General features: G+C 37.6%; 19 protein-coding genes and 2 riboswitches. Of the genes, 11 read left to right on the top strand and 8 right to left on the bottom strand.

Features of this window, described 5'->3' with window-relative positions:
• Positions 1–63: 63 nt before the first annotated feature.
• A riboswitch (cobalamin riboswitch) is annotated at positions 64–221 on the top strand.
• 127 nt (positions 222–348) lie between these two features.
• From H4J73_RS17500 to H4J73_RS17530, 7 genes are read left to right on the top strand one after another with little or no spacing between them, the layout of a single operon-like run.
• A complete protein-coding gene (locus H4J73_RS17500; protein WP_182223304.1) occupies positions 349–1233 on the top strand; it encodes an ABC transporter ATP-binding protein in 885 nt (294 codons plus the stop codon).
• Positions 1226–2245, top strand: a complete 1020-nt coding sequence (locus H4J73_RS17505; RefSeq protein WP_182181772.1) for an iron ABC transporter permease — start codon at positions 1226–1228, stop codon at positions 2243–2245. The genes H4J73_RS17500 and H4J73_RS17505 overlap by 8 nt, the downstream gene beginning before the upstream one ends.
• On the top strand, positions 2242–3339 hold the full coding sequence (cobT, locus tag H4J73_RS17510; RefSeq protein WP_404851963.1) for a nicotinate-nucleotide--dimethylbenzimidazole phosphoribosyltransferase: 1098 nt from the start codon (positions 2242–2244) through the stop codon (positions 3337–3339). Before H4J73_RS17505 ends, cobT begins: the two co-directional genes overlap by 4 nt.
• On the top strand, positions 3340–4173 hold the full coding sequence (locus tag H4J73_RS17515; RefSeq protein WP_182181774.1) for an adenosylcobinamide-GDP ribazoletransferase: 834 nt from the start codon (positions 3340–3342) through the stop codon (positions 4171–4173).
• A complete protein-coding gene (cobU, locus tag H4J73_RS17520) occupies positions 4173–4808 on the top strand; it encodes a bifunctional adenosylcobinamide kinase/adenosylcobinamide-phosphate guanylyltransferase (protein ID WP_182181775.1) in 636 nt (211 codons plus the stop codon). The genes H4J73_RS17515 and cobU overlap by 1 nt, the downstream gene beginning before the upstream one ends.
• Positions 4805–6301, top strand: a complete 1497-nt coding sequence (locus tag H4J73_RS17525) for a cobyric acid synthase (RefSeq protein WP_182223306.1) — start codon at positions 4805–4807, stop codon at positions 6299–6301. The genes cobU and H4J73_RS17525 overlap by 4 nt, the downstream gene beginning before the upstream one ends.
• Positions 6302–6349: 48 nt before the next feature.
• Complete coding sequence (locus H4J73_RS17530) at positions 6350–7201, top strand: cobalamin-binding protein (RefSeq protein ID WP_182181777.1); 852 nt, start codon at positions 6350–6352, stop codon at positions 7199–7201.
• A gap of 631 nt (positions 7202–7832) precedes the next feature.
• Here H4J73_RS17530 and H4J73_RS17535 read toward each other — a convergent pair.
• The 6 genes from H4J73_RS17535 to H4J73_RS20845 all read right to left on the bottom strand — a co-directional run bounded on the left by H4J73_RS17535 (position 7833) and on the right by H4J73_RS20845 (position 16022).
• Complete coding sequence (locus H4J73_RS17535; RefSeq protein ID WP_182181778.1) at positions 7833–9317, bottom strand: cadherin repeat domain-containing protein; 1485 nt, start codon at positions 9315–9317, stop codon at positions 7833–7835.
• Positions 9318–11315: a TonB-dependent receptor gene (locus tag H4J73_RS17540; RefSeq protein WP_182181779.1), complete on the bottom strand. Its 1998-nt coding sequence runs from the start codon at positions 11313–11315 to the stop codon at positions 9318–9320.
• A 95-nt stretch (positions 11316–11410) separates the two neighbouring features.
• A riboswitch (cobalamin riboswitch) is annotated at positions 11411–11582 on the bottom strand.
• 408 nt (positions 11583–11990) lie between these two features.
• On the bottom strand, positions 11991–12437 hold the full coding sequence (locus tag H4J73_RS17545; protein ID WP_182181780.1) for a MarR family winged helix-turn-helix transcriptional regulator: 447 nt from the start codon (positions 12435–12437) through the stop codon (positions 11991–11993).
• Between the two features lie 17 nt (positions 12438–12454).
• Entirely contained in the window at positions 12455–13864 is a 1410-nt protein-coding gene (locus H4J73_RS17550; RefSeq protein WP_182181781.1) for a sigma 54-interacting transcriptional regulator, read from the bottom strand.
• A 5-nt stretch (positions 13865–13869) separates the two neighbouring features.
• Positions 13870–14460: a hypothetical protein gene (locus tag H4J73_RS17555; protein WP_182223307.1), complete on the bottom strand. Its 591-nt coding sequence runs from the start codon at positions 14458–14460 to the stop codon at positions 13870–13872.
• Positions 14457–16022, bottom strand: coding sequence for a HAMP domain-containing sensor histidine kinase (locus H4J73_RS20845; protein WP_182181783.1), 1566 nt, complete (start codon positions 16020–16022; stop codon positions 14457–14459). Before H4J73_RS20845 ends, H4J73_RS17555 begins: the two co-directional genes overlap by 4 nt.
• A gap of 287 nt (positions 16023–16309) precedes the next feature.
• Between H4J73_RS20845 and H4J73_RS17565 the strand changes: the two genes are divergently transcribed.
• The 3 genes from H4J73_RS17565 (at position 16310) to H4J73_RS17575 (ending at position 18047) form a co-directional block, all read left to right on the top strand.
• Positions 16310–16693: a hypothetical protein gene (locus H4J73_RS17565; RefSeq protein WP_182181784.1), complete on the top strand. Its 384-nt coding sequence runs from the start codon at positions 16310–16312 to the stop codon at positions 16691–16693.
• Positions 16694–16789: 96 nt separating this feature from the next.
• Positions 16790–17155, top strand: a complete 366-nt coding sequence (locus H4J73_RS17570; protein WP_182181785.1) for a hypothetical protein — start codon at positions 16790–16792, stop codon at positions 17153–17155.
• A gap of 109 nt (positions 17156–17264) precedes the next feature.
• Positions 17265–18047 (top strand): pseudouridine synthase, encoded by a 783-nt coding sequence (locus H4J73_RS17575; protein WP_182181786.1) that lies wholly within the window; start codon positions 17265–17267, stop codon positions 18045–18047.
• Between the two features lie 5 nt (positions 18048–18052).
• On the opposite strand, the gene H4J73_RS17580 is transcribed toward H4J73_RS17575, so the two are convergent.
• A complete protein-coding gene (locus H4J73_RS17580) occupies positions 18053–18910 on the bottom strand; it encodes a PA4780 family RIO1-like protein kinase (RefSeq protein ID WP_182181787.1) in 858 nt (285 codons plus the stop codon).
• 24 nt (positions 18911–18934) lie between these two features.
• On the bottom strand, positions 18935–19261 hold the full coding sequence (locus H4J73_RS17585) for a DUF6172 family protein (RefSeq protein ID WP_182181788.1): 327 nt from the start codon (positions 19259–19261) through the stop codon (positions 18935–18937).
• Positions 19262–19413: 152 nt separating this feature from the next.
• On the opposite strand from H4J73_RS17585, the gene H4J73_RS17590 reads away from it, so the two are divergent.
• Positions 19414–20622 (top strand): lytic murein transglycosylase, encoded by a 1209-nt coding sequence (locus tag H4J73_RS17590; RefSeq protein ID WP_182223308.1) that lies wholly within the window; start codon positions 19414–19416, stop codon positions 20620–20622.
• The last annotated feature ends 51 nt before the right edge of the window (positions 20623–20673 follow it).

Raw genomic sequence — 20673 nt, forward strand, 5'->3', positions numbered from 1 at the left:
AAATGTTGACCGTTCGTCTATAATATCAGCTTTAATAGCAATTAAACCTTGCTATTTTTAGCTAGCTGACCATAATCGCGTGATAAAATTAAATAACTCATTTTTAATGTGGGAATGTGGTAAAAATCCACAACTGTACCCGCAACTGTAAAAGCCTTTTAGTGTTTGTTAAACACCATAAAGCTTGAGTCAGGATACCCATTAATTAAGAGTCACAAGTCTATCTAAAGGGTAGGCATAACCAACAAAGTCGAGCGGGTTTACTCGAACATTGTATGCTCGACTCTTGTCTTCTTTTCAAAGACTAAGAGATTGATTGTGCTCTGTTTGTCTGCTCCCAAAGTGCAAATGACGTGGAGTAGCAATTTTTTGAATAGTAGCAACGAGCAATTCTCATCAATACCTCCAGTTAACACTGAATTACTTTCTGTGCAGCATGTTTATTGGCATGCCGACGGCCAGTTAATCTTAGATGATATTTCTTTTGCTATAAATAAAGGCAGCTTTACCGGTATTCTTGGTCCCAATGGTGCGGGGAAATCAAGTCTGCTTCGTTGCTTATATCGCTACATAAAACCTGATTCAGGTTCGGTTAAATTTAAGCAACAAGATATTTGGCAACAATACGACGCTTATCAATATGCACAAGATATTGCTGTGGTCTTACAAGAAACTCCTACCCATTTTAATTTAACCGTGCACGACATTGTTGCGTTGGGTTTACTGCCACATAAAGGTTTATTTACCCGCGAACAACCTAGCGATAAACAAAAGATAGACTGTGCTATTAAGCAAGTGGGTTTAGTCGCTAAAACCTTACAAAGTTTTGAACATTTATCTGGTGGCGAGAAGCAACGTGCACTCATTGCTCGCGCGATTGTGCAATCGCCAAGCTTGCTAATCATGGACGAACCAACCAGTCATCTTGATGTTCGTTATCAAATACAGGTTATAGAGTTAGCAAAATCATTAGGTATAACTGTTATTGCCACTTTTCATGACTTAAATCTTGCGAGTGCGATGTGCGACCAACTTATTATATTAGACAAAGGTAAACTTGTTGAGCAAGGAACGCCACAAGAGGTGATCACCTCTGAGATGTTATCAAATGTTTTTGGTGTTTGCGCGCAAGTTTCAACACATACACAACACAAGGTTCCCCATATTTCTTATTTTTACGGCTACGACATTCAAGATATAACAGCACAGAGCAGTGAGTTAACGCATGATTAAAATGAATCATTCGTTGATTATTTTCCTTACCTTAAGTTTTGGCATTATCAGCTTTATTGCGTCGTTATCTTTAGGCGCAGCAGATATTAGTTTTAGTGATGTAACTTCAAGCTTATTAGCGAGCTTCTCAACAGATAAAGACGCACGAGACATCTTGTTTTTTGAACGTATTATTTGGGAATTACGTATGCCTAGGGCGATTTTGGCTTTTTTAGCGGGCAGTGGTTTGGCGGTATCGGGGCTTATTTTACAAACGGTAACGCGAAATCCTTTAGCTGATCCTTATCTTTTTGGTATTTCCTCTGGGGCTTCTTTAGGTGTAGTGATTTCGATTGTTTTACTGGGCAGTACTATTTCTTTGGTCACACCAGTTGCCGCTTTTGCAGGCAGTTTAATTGCGATGTTAATGTTGTTGATGATCGCTGGTCGCCGGCAAAGCCAACAAGTTGAATCGATGTTATTGGCAGGTGTCGCTTTGTCATTCCTGTTTAGCTCGTTTACCAGTTTATTGCTTTACCACACTGATCCCCAGGCGGTAACGGCTGTTTTATTCTGGACGATGGGAAGCTTTTCTCGTGCTGAATGGGCAACACTTTGGTTTCCAGCTGTCGTTATTATTAGCTGTGTGGTGATGATGTTAGCGTATCGACGCCAATTGAATGCCATGTTACTCGGTGATGAAAGCGCAACGACGTTGGGTATAAACGTTAATCGTTTTCGACTCGTTATGTTAGTGCTGAGCTCGTTGATCACCGCAACGTTAGTGTCTTTGTGCGGCGGCATTGGCTTTGTAGGGTTAATGATCCCACATATTGTGCGATTTTTTGTTTCTCAGGGCACTACTTTTGGCATTTTATTAACTGCACTTGTTGGTGGTATTTTCATGATTTGGGTTGATGTACTATCGCGTATTGTACTTGAGAATCAAGAGCTTCCGGTAGGCGTCATTACCTCTGCTGTGGGGAGTTTATTCTTTTTATCCTTGTTGTACTTCCGCAAAAATAAAGCATAAAGGGACGATTGATGAGCTTTGCTATTAAAAAAATAACTAATGAATTTGATGAACATATACAAACAACCCTTGATGGTAAAACTAAGCCACTTGGCGCGTTAGGGCAATTAGAAAATACAGCAAAAATAATAGCGCGTGTGCAGTACTCATCGTTAAATAGTGTTTCATCATCGCTTAAACTCAACAAACCCAGTTTATTGATCTTTGCCGGTGACCATGGTGTGGCAGCCGAAGGTGTTTCCATTGCGCCTAGTGACGTTACTTCACAAATGGTGGCTAATTTTGCTACGGGTGGCGCGGCAATTAATGTTTTTTGTAAACAACTTGGCTGGCAATTAAGCGTGGTTGATACCGGGATATTATCACCGCCAGAAAGTTATTTAGGTGTAATTGACCAGCGTTTAGGGACTATTACTGAGCCATTAAATGTATCGCCAGCAATGAGCGAAGCGCAAGTTGAATTAGGTTTTGAAAAAGCGACGACTTTAATCAAGAAAATGCATAAAAGTGGTTGTAATCTTATTGCTTTTGGCGAAATGGGCATTGGTAATACAACGTCTGCTTCGGCGATTATGTCAGCGGTAATGAATATCACCGCTCAAGAAAGTGTCGGGCGTGGCACCGGCGTAAGTGATGAAGTTATAAAACGAAAGCAGCAGGTTATTGAACAGGCATTAACGCTTCATAAAGATGAACTCAACAACGCTAAAGACATTTTACGGTGCTTAGGTGGTTTTGAAATTGTACAAATTACCGCAGCAATGTTAGCCGCTGCAGAGCAAAAAATGCTAGTTGTTGTTGACGGTTTTATTTGTACAGCAGCAGCCATGCTGGCCATAGCACTTAACAAAAATGTAAAAGACTATATGATATTTGCCCATTGCTCTGGCGAGCAAGGGCACCAAAGCATGCTCGATTATTTACAGGTTAAGCCGTTATTAAATTTAGGTTTACGTTTAGGCGAAGGTACGGGGGCAGCATTAGCTTTACCCTTAATTCAAGCTTCAGCCGCTTTTTATAATGATATGGCAAGCTTTGCTCAAGCTGAAGTCACTGATGTAACCGATATTAAAACGAGTGGGGTTGAACATTAAATGACTAAGCAATCACTTGGGCAACAATGCCAACAGCAATATTATTTATTGTTACTGGCATTGAGTTTTTTTACTCGTGTACCGGTACGTTTACCTGAGGTTGTTAAACCTGAGATGCTGCATCAAGCGAGTCGATATTTTGCCTTGATTGGTGTGTTTATTGGCGCGGTCACTGCCTTAATTTTAGTGCTGTTGGCGAGTTTCCTACCACTTTCTTTAGCGGTACTCATTTCAATGGCATGTAGTTTATTACTCACTGGGGCTTTTCACGAAGATGGTTGGGCTGATGTGTGGGATGGATTTGGCGGTGGCTGGACCGTCGAACAAAAACTCAATATTATGAAAGATAGCCGTTTAGGCACTTATGGTGCAGCAAGCCTGTTTTTTATTTTAATGACTAAATATCAAAGCTTAGTTTTATTAGGCACGCACAACGAAAACCCGGTGCTATCCCTCTCATTCGCATTAGTTTTAGCACATACCTTGAGTCGAACGGTAAGTACGAGTCTAATTTTTAGCATGTCTTATGTTAGCGAAGATGCACAGTCAAAGGTAAAACCTTTAGCGCAACATTTATCAATAAAGGGGTTAACTATTTTATTAATAACTGGCGCAGTTGTGCTATTTACCTTCTTACCGCTCTTACACGCCTTTGTGATGATTGTGTGCTTATGGATAATACGCATTTTACTTATCTTATGGTTTAATCGTCAGTTAGGCGGTTTTACCGGCGATTGTTTAGGGGCAGCGCAACAAATTTTAGAAGTTGCTGTTTATATTATCTTGTTGGTATTAGTTTTACCTTCAACAGTATTTTTAGCTGAGGTGCGCTAATGAGCAATACTAACTTTAGCTGCCCGCCTTTAAGCCATAACAACGAGAACAACCTGTATTTTATTTTAGGTGGCGCGCGCTCTGGAAAATCTCGCTTAGCTGAAAATATAGCGAAACAAGCTGAGTCACAAGGGCGAACTATTTGTTATATCGCTACAGCACAAGCTCATGATAAAGAAATGAGCCAGCGTATTTTACGCCACCAAGATGATCGTCCCGACCATTGGTCCTTACTTGAATCACCACTGTATTTAGCCCAAGCGCTTACACAAGCATTACAGGAAAGTGATTGTGTTTTAGTTGATTGTTTAACACTGTGGTTAAGTAATTGTTTGTGTCATCAAGATAATGACTTTTATAAACAACAAAAAGCAATGTTCATCGACTTTTTAAAAAACTTCCTTAGCGATAAAAGCCCTTATAAAGCGAAAAAGCTTATTTTTGTCAGTAATGAAGTGGGCCACGGTATAGTGCCTATGGGGGAATTGTCTCGAGAGTTTGTTGACCAAGCGGGTTGGTTGCATCAAGAGCTTGCCCAATTAGCCGATCAAGTTGATTTTGTTATGGCGGGATTACCCATGACATTGAAAGCTAACATTTCGCAGCATAACGTAGTGGATGAAAAAGACGTATGAAAACATTAATGGTGCAAGGCACAACGTCTGATGCAGGAAAGAGTACTTTAGTTGCGGGTTTATGCCGAGTATTTGTAAATTTAGGTTATAAAGTTGCACCGTTTAAGCCACAAAACATGGCGTTAAATAGTGCCGTTACTAGCGATGGTGGCGAAATTGGCCGTGCGCAAGCACTTCAAGCTATTGCGGCGAATGTTGCGCCACGTGTTGATTTTAATCCAATATTACTTAAACCCAATAGTGATACAGGTGCACAAGTTATTGTTCATGGGCGAGCAATATCGAATATGGAAGCCACTAGTTATCACGATTATAAAAAAGTAGCGATGGACGCGGTACTCGATTCTCATCATCGCTTAGCTAAAGAGTTTGAGCTGTTAATGGTTGAAGGTGCAGGTAGCCCCGCTGAGATAAATTTACGGGAAAATGATATTGCCAATATGGGCTATGCTGAAGCCGTTGATTGTCCTGTTATTCTTGTCGCTGATATTGACCGAGGGGGTGTTTTTGCGCACCTAGTGGGAACCTTAGAATTATTATCAGCTTCTGAACAAAATCGTGTTAAAGGCTTTATTATTAATCGCTTTCGTGGCGACATTACATTATTAACATCAGGGCTTGATTGGCTGGAAGAAAAAACCGGCAAACCCGTTCTGGGCGTATTACCTTATTTACATGACTTAGCCCTTGATGCTGAAGATGCTGTCGTGATTGAAAACAAGGTTGAACAAGCAAAAATAAACATTGTTGTGCCGTTATTGCCTCATATTAGTAACCATACTGATTTTGACACTTTGCGCTTAAACCCCGAAATAAATTTACGTTATGTCAAAATAGGCGAACGTATCACAGATTGTGACTTAGTTATTTTACCTGGCAGTAAAAATGTAATATCTGATCTTAAGTTTTTTAAAGAGCAAGGTTGGCAACGTGATGTTGAGCGTCACTTACGTTATGGTGGAAAGGTCTTTGGCATTTGTGGTGGTTATCAAATGTTAGGAAAAACCATCAGCGATCCCCACGGTATTGAGTCAAATATTAAGTCGATAACAGGGCTAGGTTTACTTGATCTTGTTACGGAGTTAACCCCCAAAAAAATATTAGCACAAATAACGGCTACCATGACGTTAGGTAATGATAGTTGCCTTGTTAAAGGTTATGAAATTCATTGTGGTATTTCTAAGGTTATGATAAATGAGGAGAAAATGGTGGTGCCACTCCTTGTTAATAAAAGTGATAATCAAGCAACTGATGGCTGTATTTCAGATGACAACAAAATAGCAGGCACCTACCTGCACGGTATTTTCGATGAAGGCGATGCAACACAATTATTAGTTAATTGGCTCGACAGTAATAATGACATTCAACAGACTATTCATCTTGATGAGCATCGAGAGCATCAGCTTGAACGGTTGGCTGATGTTTGCCAAAAACACTTAAAAATATCAGTCATCGAAGATATTATAAAAGACAGTAAAACGACCAAAGCATAGCATAGCGGTGAAAAACGCATATTCAACAAACATAAAAGGCTAAATAACATGACCAAAAGATTTTTATCGCTGACCCTGGTAAGTTTATTATTAATAGTAATAACCGCTAAAAGCTTTGCTGAAGAACCTAAGCAGCGCATAGTCGCCTTAGCGCCACACATCGTTGAAATGCTATTTGATATTGGCGCAGGTAAAAAAATTGTTGGTACTGTTTCTTACGCTGACTACCCAAAAGCGGCATTAGATATTCCACGTGTGGGTAGCTACCACGGCATGCAAATAGAAAAATTGTTGGCATTAAATCCTGATTTAGTGATTGTTTGGAAGTCAGGTAATTCGCAAAGTGATATTGATAAAATGCATCGTTTAGGCCTAAATGTCGTTTTTAGCAACCCTAAAGATATCGATGATGTTGCCACCGAACTGCGTTATTTTGGCAAATTAACGGGACACAAAGAGCAAGCGGAAACGGTCGCTTTAGCCTATGAACAACGGTTAAAAAAGTTACGTCTTGAAAATATAAACAAACAACCGATAACTGTTTTTTATCAATTGTGGTCAGAGCCGATGATGACTATTAATGGCACAACATGGATAAATCAATTAATTGAAGTGTGCCAAGGGGTAAATGTTTTTAAAAGTAATGCTACACCGTACCCTAAAATAAGTACGGAGAATGTGATTGTTGCTCAGCCACACTTAATGATTTTACCGGATGAAAATTCGGATAAGCCACAACCTATTATTAACTGGCAAAAATGGCCAGAAATACCCGCAGTGAAAAACAATAAGTTTATTCACGTGGATGCAGATTTATTACATAGATTTAGTACCAGAATGTTAAGCGGTGTTGAAGATATGTGTGAAAAAATTGATCAGCAAAGATGGCCCTTAATTTAAGTCCACTATGCTGTTATTACACGATCAGGTCTTGATGAATTAAACTTTCATATTACATCGAGCTAGCGAGTACTATCACCGCAGGTTATTCATCTTAAATGGCAAAGTGATACAACAAAAAGTATCTGCTGAGTTTAGCTACTGTATTAGTTCTGCAGACGTAATTGCTATGACTGTATTATAAGGTTCAACTAGTTATTGGTAGGCTTACAGCAAGAGACACGTGATATAACGTTAAATAAGGTCGTTCTCGAAGTAAGACGGGTGAATGCAATTAAACCATTTAATATGGTGCGTTAACTAACACTTAATATAGTAATGATGAGATAAAATTAGCCAGTGAAAATAAAATAGATAAGGCTAAGCTTAACGATGAAGCTAGCGTAATTCCCACAGATAACGTAATTAAAATACCTTGGCGGTATTAACAATTATTGCTGATTGGGTTTTGTTGACTAAAATGATTATTAATTTTTTAGGTTTTATCAACTTATAGCCATATGATAATAAAGGCAGTATAACCAAATGCGATAAACTTACTCGGTATAGTACAGAGTAAAAATAAAAAAAGGGCACTTAAGTATGTGCCCTAAATCAAATTATTTTTTAATGTCTTATTTTTAAGCAAATCTTATTCAATAAAGGCAATGGCAGATGGGTTTAATTCTGTTGCAAGTCTTGGAAATGCTTTAAGGTTAGTTTCAGTATTTATAACATCAACGCCTGGCTTCTCTGGATTACTTACGCTAAGCCAAAGAAAGTTTGCAGCATCTAAAGCAATATAGCTAATTTGTTCAGTACCCGTAGCGGCTATCTTTTCATTAGCAATAACACCCGTTGTTGGGTTAAAGGTATATACCGTTGAAAGCTCATAATAACTTGGCGTAAAAAATGTTTCACTGGCAACAAAATAGCCTTTTGTTTCGGATACAACGACGCTTGAACCAATAAAAGCACCGGTATTATTTTCAATATCTGCAGCAGACAAAACACTGCTCAAGTTATAATCACTTGTTGCAATCGCTTCGATGCGACTCATAGTTAAGTCAGTACTGGTATATGAGTTACGTGTTGTAACATATACCGTATCTCCTTGACTCACTATACTATGGCTCAGTGGGTTTAAGCCTTGAAGCGGAATACCTTTAAGATTATCATTTTCATTAGCATTTGTTTCAATTTCTTGGTCTGTCGCTGTATCAAAAACGGCTACATAAGCGGTGTTTGGTGAAAAAGAGTCTGATAAACGTTGCATAACAATAAACAGTTTACCGTCAGCAATTGTCGCTGAGGCAGGGTTTGGTGTGCCATTACTATTGTTATCAGCGATGTAGCTAGATAGATCTAATTGACCCAATTTGAAATCTTCAAATTGTGTTGCCTGAGGATTAACAATCCAAACTTTGTCTGAACCGTAACGTAAAAGATAAGCTTTGCTTTCATTGACCGACACTAAGTCATAGGGATTTCGAGTATTTGAATCACCAGTATCTTGGGTTGTATATGACCAAACTTCTGTATCAAGGGCATCAGCATTATATTTTGAGATAGAATCAATGTTATAACGGCCAAGGTGAAAAACGTCTTTATTGTAGCTACGAACAGTATAGTCAGAGGCATCTTTAATATAATAGCCTTTGGTGACTTGCTCTGTAATTGGGTCTAAGGTCACAACTTCAGAGCCTGAAAAATCAGGTGCGACTGTTTGAACAACCGCGAACGATGGTGTGTCTTTCACATCACCTACACTTACTTGAATAGCCAATTCTCCCGTTAAGTTCTTTTTACTGTCATCCGTTGCAACAATTGTGATGGCGAAAGGACCGACTTCACCGCTGTCAAAATCAGGAGCATCCATAAAGCTTAATTCACCACTTTGTGTGATGCTAAATAAACCACTTGAATCACCCGTAAGTGAAAGTACTATAGCGTCTCCATCGGCATCAGTAGCACTATAGGTGCCAACAGCGGTTGTGTTTTCTTCTATCGTTGGGCTACTTGCGCCGGTAACTATGGGTGCGACATTACTTTTTGAACTTCCGCCACAGCCTGCAAGAGCAACAGTGCCCAGTACTAAACTTAATGGTAATATGTGTTTTTTAAAGCGAGTTAACATTTAAAATCCCTTAATGGTGTATTTTATTTTTAAGCTGCGACCCTGCGATGTTCTATTTGCAAGATCTTGGTATTTATCGTTAAATAAATTATTGGCGGCAAAAGATATTCTATGTTTGCCTTTTTTCCAGTTGACTGAAAAATCTGATACGGTGCGGTTGGCTGGATTACCATTACCTATATGACCGTTATTATTTTGAATTCTGTTAATGAGATTGAAGTACAAGTCTTTATCTTTACTGACTTTAAATGACATGTTCCATGCGGAATTTACCTTGTATTTCAACGCTACGCTGTACTGTTGATGATATATACCCGGTAGTTTCTTCTTATTAAATGCGACAAATTTTGATGTGGTTTCACTGTCTATAATATTGGCTTGTAGCGCGAAAGATAATTGTGTTAATAATTGATAATTTGTTTGAATTTCAATGCCTAACAAGTCTGCATTACTGACATTTCTATAGCTACCGACATTACTTGAATTAAAAATGGCGACAATTGAATTTTCTAATTTTTGTTGGTAAATAGATGAAGATATAGACAGATTTTTGTAAAGGTATTGCCCACCCATTGAGAGTGTTTTTGCTTCTTCTGGCAATAAATTATCATTACCCTTAAAGGAGCCTCTATCACCAAATAATTCGTACAATGTCGGTGTTCTTACACCATTACTTAAGTTACTGGTAACTTTTAAATTACCTTGTTTAAAGCTTAACCCGACTTCAGTTGTTTGATAATTATCATTGGCTACAAACTTAGCTGCACTGGAATGATTAATCGCTATGTTTGAGTTTTTCTCTTGTAGGTTACTGAACAATGTATACACTTCTATGGGGAGTGACTCGGGTTGCCACTCGATGCGGGAGCCTATGTTGAGTTGTTCTTGTTTTGCTGAAATATCACATGACGCTATACCATTACATTGTGTTGGTTTTCCGTTGTGTTCGCTAACAGAGCTGAAATTTTGTTTATTAAAACTGACAAATGGCAATAGATTAAAGTCTTTCCATGTAAGGTAAGGTTTAAAGCCGATATGTTTTTTTGTTGTTTCATAATCATTGATATCAAGTTTTATCGAGTCGGGACTTGAAATATAACGCTCATCTTTATTTTCAGCGTAGGCTTCAAATTCAATTGAATTTAGCCAGGGTGATTTGCTTAACCATTGATGTTGATAGCTATAGCGTAAGTTTTCAGAGCTTAACGTCGAATTGTTTTCAGGGGAGTTGTTTTGGTAATTAGGCAGTGCTTTATCTTGATCGTTATATTGTACATTGACTCTGATCTGATGTTGATTAAATTGGAATATGTTGTTTATAAAAAAAGACTTTTTTGTAAACTCATTATTTCTTAATGCTTGCCTATCAGGCGTATCACTATTACTAAAGCCCGCAGGAACGATAAAATCGTAATCGTTGTCACTGTTAATATAATGACCACCAAAAGACAGGCTGTGAGTTTTAAATGCTTTATTATAAAGCGCATTAACTTCTTGATAGCCAAAGGAGCCCATGGCCAGGGTTAATTTACTCGAGTCTTCAGTGGGGTTATAAGTGTTAATGCGAATGACTCCACCGATAGGGGTAGCGCCAGTACCAATCGCTTGGTTTTTACTGATTTCAATACTTTCTATTTGTTCAGTGGGTATTTGGTTTAAATCAAAACCACCGAATTGACTATCGTTAATAAGTTGACCATCAATATAAAGTTGTACCTGCTTACTGCTCGACCCTCTAATTGAAATAGATACAGGGTTACCAATACCACTTATTTCCCGAATTTGAATGCCATTTATCGACTGTAAAATATCAGCAAGCGTTTGCGATGAGTATATAAAGCTTTCGCGATGTAATACTTGATAATTAGGTGTATTAAATGACTGGTCATTAACAACTTCAATGACTTCTATATCATTACTTAACACAACTTCTGCTTGCGCAAGTGCAGGCATCACGATGGAAATAATAACAAATGTATAACGTAAATAAGAAAACATAACACCTCAAAAAATTTTGAGGGAGGTACGGAAGGGTTATAACAAATAGCTATTGCTAATGTCATTAGATTTCCGTAGCGCCCACCGCACTGCAAGTCATTTGATATTGTTTAGGCCGGTCTCCGGGCTTAACTTCACGTAGCGTAAAGTATTACCGTTGCGGGGGCAGCGTTAGAATTATGCATTGCATGTACTAACTTCCCGATTATCTCTAATTCATACCTTGTTAAAGTATAAGTGTTGAGCACCTAATCAATTTTAAGGCGCTATTCTGAGTTGATTGATATAGCTTGTCAATAGTTAGAGTATTAAATCTATAGTTTATGGCTAGTTAGCTCTAATCGTTTGACTGGTTTTAAAGCAACGTCATTTACTCTTTATTTTGATCCAGCCCTTTAAGTTCAGACGTAAACCATGACCTATCATCAGAAAACTTTGTTGTCAGACTATTTTATCTGATGGCATTAACGATGATCTGGCGAGGAATTTTTTGAAGTTACTGAGATTTTAGTTACGGGAAGTTATTCTTTTTAATTAATAACGAGTCGTTTAATGACAACCGATAAAACCTAGGCTCTGCTGTAGATTTTTATTGTCTATTTTAATCTCTATTAATTTTATCTAGGCTGTTTAATGGTGAGTTTGGCTAGTCATTATCAGCGATAATAGTCATTGTTATTTATTCGATATATCCACTGATTTTAAGGTTAATTTTTCAATAATATTAGCGAGCTGATTTTTTTCTTCAACACTCAAAACAGACAATAATTCTTCTTCACGTTGTAAAGCCATCGGTATTAATTGTTGATAAATAGCTAAGCCATGCGCTGTTAGTTTTAACAATGAAGATCGTTTATCGCTTTTATCAGTATTTTTAACTAACAAGCCTTGGGTCTGCATTTTTGCTATTGCGCGGCTTGCTGGCATTTTTTCTAAATTTGTTTGCTCGCCTATTTGCTTTGCTGATAGCAACTCTCCGTTACCTAAACTGGCTAAAACACGCCATTGTTGACGAGAAAGTTCAAACCTTCCTGTATAAATTTCAGCAATATTATCACTCACTTTTGCTTGTAGTTGAGTGAGCTGATAAGGAAAAAATTCTGTTAAGTGTAAGCTTTTCATCGTCTATGTATTCTCAGCTAATCTTGTGAAGGTGTATCGTTATCCACTCTAAATAATTCTGCATTCAAGTGATGTTTTTTCAATAGTTTATAGAACTCTGTACGATTCCGCTGTGCTATTTTGGCTGCTTGTGAAACATTACCTTCGGTAGTCTTTAATAATTTGGCTAAGTAGTCGCGCTCGAATTTTTCTCTCGCTTCTTGAAAAGAAGGCAGCTGTGCACTTTGAGTACGCAATGCATTATTAATTAAGCTTTCACTGATTAATGGCTCTGTTGATAAAGCGACACATTGCTCAACGACATTTTGTAATTGTCTAATATTTCCTGGCCAGTCAGCCCTGATTAAAACTTCCATCGCTTCTTGGCAGAAACCATTAATTTTATGAGACGTATTTTCGATCGCTACACTTAAAAAGTGCTGGGCAAGTAAAGGAATATCTTCACGGCGCTCAGCGAGTGTTGGTAAGGTGAGTTCAACCACATTTAAGCGGTAATAAAGATCTTCACGAAAGCTTTTATCAATAATGGCTTCTTGAAGGTTTTTATGGGTTGCAGCAATAATACGTACATCAACTTTTATTGATTGTGTACTCCCGACCGGGCGAACTTCTTTTTCCTGCAGAGCTCGTAATAATTTCACTTGAAAGCTCATTGGCATATCACCCACTTCATCAAGAAATAAAGTGCCGCCATCGGTTGACTGAAAAAGTCCTTGGTGGTTTTTATCAGCGCCAGTAAAAGCGCCTTTGCAATGACCAAATAACTCTGACTCTAACAATTGTTCGGGTATGGCCGCACAGTTAATGGCGGTGAATTTTTTACTGTTACGCTTGCTTGCTAAGTGAACCGCTTTCGCTAATAATTCTTTACCGGTTCCGCTTGCGCTATGGATCAATAGACTAAAATCACTTTGAGCAACCTGATAGGTTTGCTGTAATAATGACGACATCACAGCGCTGCGACTAATTATCTTTTTACGCCAAATGTCAGCTTTTGCATTGGTATTGTGCGCACTATTTTGTGGTTGTAAACGTATGGCTTCTTGTACAGTTGATAACAGCTCTTGGCTTTCAAAAGGTTTGGTTAAAAAGCTAAAAACCCCTTGTTTTGTCGCACTAATAGCATCAGGAATAGTACCGTGGGCGGTCATAATGATGACAGGTAAATTGGGTTGTTGTTGACGAATTATTTCGAAAAGTGCCATACCGTCCATGCCTTCCATGCGCAGATCGCTGATCACTAATTGTGGAGGAAAAGTTTCTAATATGCCTAATGCCATTTTGGCACTACTTGCTGACTCGATTTGATAACCTGCCGCTGATAGCCGAATACCCAGTAATCTTAATAAGCTGGGATCGTCATCAACAAGCAGTATCTTCTCGCGTTGTTTTTCATCGATTTTTTTGTGATTATTGGTTAAAACCATCGTCTTTACTGTCCATGTTCATTAATAGTATGTTCTATTTTTTTTAGCTGAAGGATCTGCTGCTGTAATGCTTTAAATTGCTGCTGTTGCTGCACGGAAGCTTCTTTTATGGCGTTAAGCGCTTTCTTTGCTTGTGATAGATCATTGAGACGTAACACTTGTTCATTGAGTTGTATTTTTAGCATGCTATAAAAGGCAAAGTCGGCCTCAGTTATATCGCTGTTTTTGAGATCAATGAGTGAAAGCTTGTTTAAGATACTTTTTGCGGTAAACGGATTGTGAACAGACGAATGAGGCAGTGAAAAAAGCAATACTGATTTTAATTGCCATTGAATAGCATCGTTATTATTCATTTTATTTTGCGTTACAGCTTCATTACTGTCGAATAAGACTAACTGATGTTGGCGAACTTTATCTGCCAATTGACTGTCAGTTAAGGTTACTAAAGATAAATAATACTGCGTATAGTCAATGATTTTACTTTCAACAGTTATATCTGGAGTTGTTTTATTTAGTAACTGACAACCACTTAATATTGAGAGTAACGCTAGTGTAAAAATAACGAGAAGGTTTTTATTGGTTGAAAATATCATCAAGCCTTTACTCCCATTTTAGTTTCCACTAGAAAAGCATGAGGCAAGGTGATTGTCATTGCGGTACCACTATTTATACCGGTATTACTTTTTATTTCAATGGTGCCATTGAGTCGCATCAGTAGCTCCTTTACAATGGTTAGTCCTAGACCACTGCCTTTGATTTTTGCATTTTTTGCAGGAATGCCTTGGTAAAAAGCATCAAATATTTTCTCTTGTTGGCCGTCAGCTATACCGATACCTTGGTCAATAATACTCAACAACAACGTATTATCATTGAGTGAGCACACTATGTTAATAACGTTGTTTTCATCAGAGTACTTAATCGCATTTGATAAGAGGTTATCTAAAATAACACTTAATTGTTTCCCGTTAGCTTTGAGTTTTATTGCCGCACTTTTATACACAACTGTTAAGTTTTTCTGTTTAATATCTAAACTTCTTTGTTGTAATACTTGCGCAACTAATAATGATAATTCAACGGTTTCAGCATCTTGCAAACTGGTTGAATCAAGCACAATATTGAAGTCTAGTAGGTCTTCAATTAAGCGTTGTAAGCGGGTAACACTACGACGAATAATATTAGAAATTTCTTGTTGTTCAGCATTTAATTCCCCAACACTGTGATCATAAAGTAATTCGGTGCCTTCTCTAATTGCCGCCAGTGGTGTTTTTAGCTCATGAGAGATATGACGAATAAAACTTGATTTTTGTAACTCCAGTGCGTGCAAGCGATTACGCATAACTTCTAAGGCGTCAGCAATTTCTTTCATTTCGGGGGAGCCGTTAAATGTGACTTCACTGTCGAAGTTTCCTAATGCTAAATGCTGTATTTTCTTTAATAATTGTTTGAGCGGCTTAGTTATTAAAAAGATAAAAATTGCTGCGATGATTAAAGTGAAGGGAATGATCATCAGGCTTTTTAGCATGTCGTGTCTAACATCGTTGGCCGATGCTTTAATCTGCTGTGCTTGCGAGATTAATAAATTGTTACTTTGCTCAGCTATTTTTTTTCGGATAGAGACAAGTTCAGTAAAATGTACTTGTAGCGATGCTAATGACGACGTTTCCAATGGGTGCAACGTTAAATAACGGTGAACTAATTCAATCGCTTGAGAAAATTCTTTACTTAGCCGATTTAAGTTGTTGTCTTTATTAAACAATGGATTACTAGCCATGGCTTTTAAAATAGCTTGCTCGTGTCTTAAATAAGCAGTTAATAAGTCTTGATCTTTTAGTATCAAAAACTGACTAGCACTTCTTTCCATTTTGGCTAAGGTAAAATTTATTTGCCGATTTGTTTTAACGAGCTCAGCGACATTAAAAATAGCCGATGTACTTTGATGAGAAAGTAATGAAATTTGATTCGCACTATACAGTAAAGCTATTACTAACGGCAAAGCAACCAAAGAAAAGCCTAAAATGCTGAGCTTTTTAATAGAATACGCGTTAATCGCTAGAAAATGAGGGAAGTTTAATTGTTTCATGGATGCCACAACGATTAATGAGATGAGTAGTTTAGTTTTATTAAAAGAAAAAACAACCATGTCGTTTATTTGAGACACTACTTTAAACCCTGTAATAGCGGGTTTTGAAATTTTATTATGAGTTAGTTACTGTTTTACTTCAATTATTTTATCCATTGTTAGTGTTAACGTTTGCTCATTATTTTTATCAACAGTTTTTCTGTTGCCAAATGGCGACACATTGGAGAAGTTCTTGGGTAGCTTTTAAGTATTTATCTAATAATATCAGCGTTTTATATTTATGGTTCAATTCCTGCTATGTCTATTGTGTTAACCCTTATATTGATTAAAATAAATCCATGAACTCTATGAATAAAGGAATTAAAATGAATTCTATTAGCTTGAAAAAAGTCACTCTACTTGTTGGTACCTGTGCATTAGCTTCGTATTTTGTAAGCGCAGAAGATAACGTTGCAAGTCTTGAAGTTTCCGTGGTTGAACAAGTTGTTACTAAGCCTGCTGCGACTCAAGTGTTGTCTGCTGATAAATGGGTTAAGGTCGACAAAAGTATCCCTACATTATTGACACAACTTGACCATGATAAAAATGGTTCACTTAATGAAGCAGAAGTTATTGCGAGTAAAGATGATCAATTAGTGAAGCACTTTAAAGATATTGACAAAAATGCGGATACTGAAATCAGTGAAGGTGAGCTAAAAAGTTATCTGGCTGCGTTAAAAATGAAAATGAAAATGAAAATGAAAAATTAACTGTATCTTTTTAACATTATTAGACACGAACTTCCGACTGTTGCCACCTACGCAGTTGGATTTTTTCTCACATGTCATACCCAGTAGAAGATTATTATGGACAACAAACTCACTAACAAAGTACCCGTAGAATCAATGCCTCGATTTGTACAAGTTGATGATTGGATTTTTGAGATAAAAACTGTGCGCGCTCTTCGTGTTGAGGAGTACGGTAAACCTTATACGGCCATTGCCAATCTAACGGTAAATGGAGATAACGCTTATATTGATGGTTTGCTGACACGTGAGGATGAAAAATTTAGTCGCAAAGATTTCCAAGCCTTTTATAAAGTTTGTCAACAAATGACAATAAAAAAAGCACACTTTGACCGCTTTAAAAACAATAAACTGATTGCTGAGAGTGTCGATATCACGCCAGTAAAATCAGTGAAACAACAAACGATACTTAAGCTCGTTCGTTAAAGCCCTCTTACTGACTTTATACATTAAGTACGTATATTCACTTTATTTTTAATGTAATAGGTATAACATAGCCAGCACTTTAATAGCGCGATAAAATAAATTCCTACTTATGTCATTAAGCACCGCTCGTCTCGACCGCTTTATCAGTGAACACTGCAATATTAGCCGTAGATCTGTACGATTGATGTTAGCGCAAAAACGGATATGCGTAGATGACTGTGTATCAAGTGATATTGGCGAGCGTATTGATAAATTTTCAAAAATAACACTTGATGGTCAAGTGTTACAAGATAACCAAGCGCTCTATATAATGCTGCATAAACCCATTGGCGTCGTGAGTGCGACGATAGATAAGCAACATAAAACTGTTATTAATTTACTTGAAGAACAAAGGTTATTCTCTGAGGATACCAGTGAAGACAAAAACAATTTACATATTGTTGGTCGCCTTGATCTAAACACTTCAGGTTTATTGTTGCTGACTAACGACAGTCGTTGGTCAGAACGGCTCACCTCTCCCAAGCATAAAGTAGAAAAATGTTATCAGGTTACCTTACAAAACCCATTAACGGATGATTATGCCCTAGCATTTGCGAAGGGGATGTTTTTTGAATTTGAAAAGATTACCACTAAACCAGCAAAACTAAAGATTATTACTAATCAGGCTAATGAACAAAGTCATCAATATGTTGCAGAGGTTAGATTAACAGAAGGACGATATCATCAAATTAAGCGGATGTTTGGCCGATTTCGTAATCCCGTTATAGGCTTGCATCGACAAGCCATCGGAAACTTATTACTTGATGAAGATTTGGCTCTAGGAAAGAGCCGATTTTTAACTGACAAAGAAATCAGGGACATTTTTACTACGGCTGTTACAGAATCAGAATAATAAGCTTAATCAAGTTCATCGGCATCACTAATTCGCTCTAATCGCTCCTGTTCTTCTGCAAATGCCGCTTTTATTTCCTCTAATATTGTATCAACATCTGCTGATTTAGTATTTTCTTTAAATAAACCGGTCAATTGAGTTTCAGGTGTTAATTCTGCTTTTTCATATAATGCCCACATTTCCTGAGCATATTTGCTTTTTGCTAATTCAGGAGCAAATTGAGCATAATACTCGGTGATATTATTTACATCGCGAAGTAACATGCTTTTAGCATTATTATTTGCCGAGGCATCAACCGCTTGTGGTAAATCAATAATTACCGGGCCGTATTCGTCAACAAGTACATTAAATTCTGACAAATCACCATGAATGATACCTTCACAAAGCATGATCTTTACATAATTCATCATAATTAGATGGTCTTCTATAGCGTGTTCGCTTGGTAGAATAATATCATTTAGGCGCGGTGCAACATCGCCTTCCCCATCAGTGATCAGCTCCATTAATAGCACACTTTCAAAACAACCAAAGGGCTGTGGAACACGTACACCAGCAGCAGCTAACGTATAAAGGGCTTCAACTTCGGCATTCTGCCAAGCATCTTCTTGTTGTTTTCTACCATACTTTGAGCCTTTTTCCATCGCGCGTGCACGACGGCTATTACGGCTTTTTCGACCTTCTTGGTATTGAGCGGCTTTTTTGAAACTGCGTTTATTGGCTTCTTTATATACTTTGGCGCAGCGAATCTCATCGCCACAACGTACCATGTATACAGTGGCTTCTTTACCACTCATTAATTGACTGATTACTTCGTCAACCAGTCCGTCGTCAACCAGGGGTTGTAGTCTTTTAGGTATTTTCATTATTTAATTAAATCGGCTTTGAAGTTATTCTTCGTCAAGTTCATCGAAGTTTTCGTCTTCACCAAGCGGTTTTATCGAACGGAAACCTTCTTTTACGACAATTTCTAAATAGAATGAAGTTAAGCCAAGCTTTTCAGCTTCGTCGATATGTTTATTGAGTGCAGATAAGTGTACAACTTCTGCGTCTGCTTCAGTAATACCATATTTAGAGTCAAAATCCCAAAAATCAACGCCAGTAGGCAATTTTTTGTTTCTTTCTCTTTTTATGTATTTTTTCACATCATGTTTTACACCTTCAAATAAGCGAGCAACTTTAATTTTTGGGTGAGTGATGTTGAATGTTTTTTTCATGACGTTCCTAAATGATATTGTTAAGAGAATTTGTTACATATGAACCGCATTTTACGTTAATTTTTCCTTGGGTGCGACAGTTACTCTTTGCTAAAGTGAACTTGGTTATATTTTTCGATGTTTTATTCAATTTTTTATAAGGTTTTTCTGTTATGTCATCCGTTATTAAACGTTTCTCTCAGTTAGTTTTTGCTTCATTAACAACATTGCCCTTAGTAGTGAATGCTTCGGGTAATAACAATTTTACTCAATGTATCAATAATTTGCAGGTCAAGGCCAAATCTTCTGGTTATTCAGGTTATATTGTTAATGATATTATTCCAGCGCTTGCGCCGATAAAACGCGTAATTGAACTCGATCAACGCCAACCTGAATTTAGTCAAAGCTTTGCTGATTATTTAAAATTACGCTTAACTAATTATCATATCCAAACTGGTAGAAAGAAATTAGCTGAGCATAAAGAGTTGTTTGATAAACTGTCTAAAAAATACGGCATTCCTGCACAGTACTTAGTGTCTTTTTGGGGCTTAGAAACTAACTTTGGTAGAAACAAAGGGAAAATGTCGGTGTTAAACTCTTTAGCCACATTAGCCTGTGATGAGCGACGTAGTGAATACTTTACCGCTGAATTATTTGATCTGTTTTATTTGATCGATAATAAAACGATCACCACCAAGCAACTCGCTGGTTCCTGGGCTGGAGCCATGGGGCATATGCAGTTTATGCCCTCAGCATTGAAAAAGTATGCCTTAGATGGCGATGATGACGGTAAAGTAGATGTTTGGCAAAGTGAAGCCGATGCATTAACGAGTGCCGCTAATTATTTAAATAGCATTGGCTGGTTAGAAAAAGAGCGTTGGGGTCGACAAGTACAGCTGCCAAAAAACTTTGCTTTTCAACAAGTCGAGTTTGATCAGTTCTATCCCTTAGCAACCTTTAAAGCTTTAGGTGTAACACGTACTAATGGTAGTGCTTTATCTGATTATAAAATTGAGGCTGAGTTAGTCTTACCTGCTGGCGCTGGTGGACCTGCATTTTTAGTCTACCCTAATTTTAATGTCATTATGAAATGGAACCTATCTGAGAATTATGCGCTTTCTGTTGGGTTATTAGCGAATCGTATTCAAGGCGCTGCGGGATTAAAGATAAGCGATAAAAGTCAGCGTAATTTATATAAACCTGTGGAATTACAAGCCCTACAAAAAAAGCTTAATATGATGGGGTACAATGTTGGTAATCCCGATGGCATCTGGGGGCCAAAAAGTCGAAAAGCCATTCGCTTATATCAATTGCAACATGGCTTAGTTGGTGATGGTTTCCCTAGCCGAGCGGTATTAAATAAAGCGGGTATTAAAGGATAACTCTTTTTATCTCTTAGATAAGATATTTATGGTTATATAATTGAGTGAGTA

Origin of the sequence: Colwellia sp. MB3u-41, from assembly GCF_014076845.1 — a bacterium.
Taxonomy (GTDB): Bacteria; Pseudomonadota; Gammaproteobacteria; order Enterobacterales; family Alteromonadaceae; genus Colwellia_A.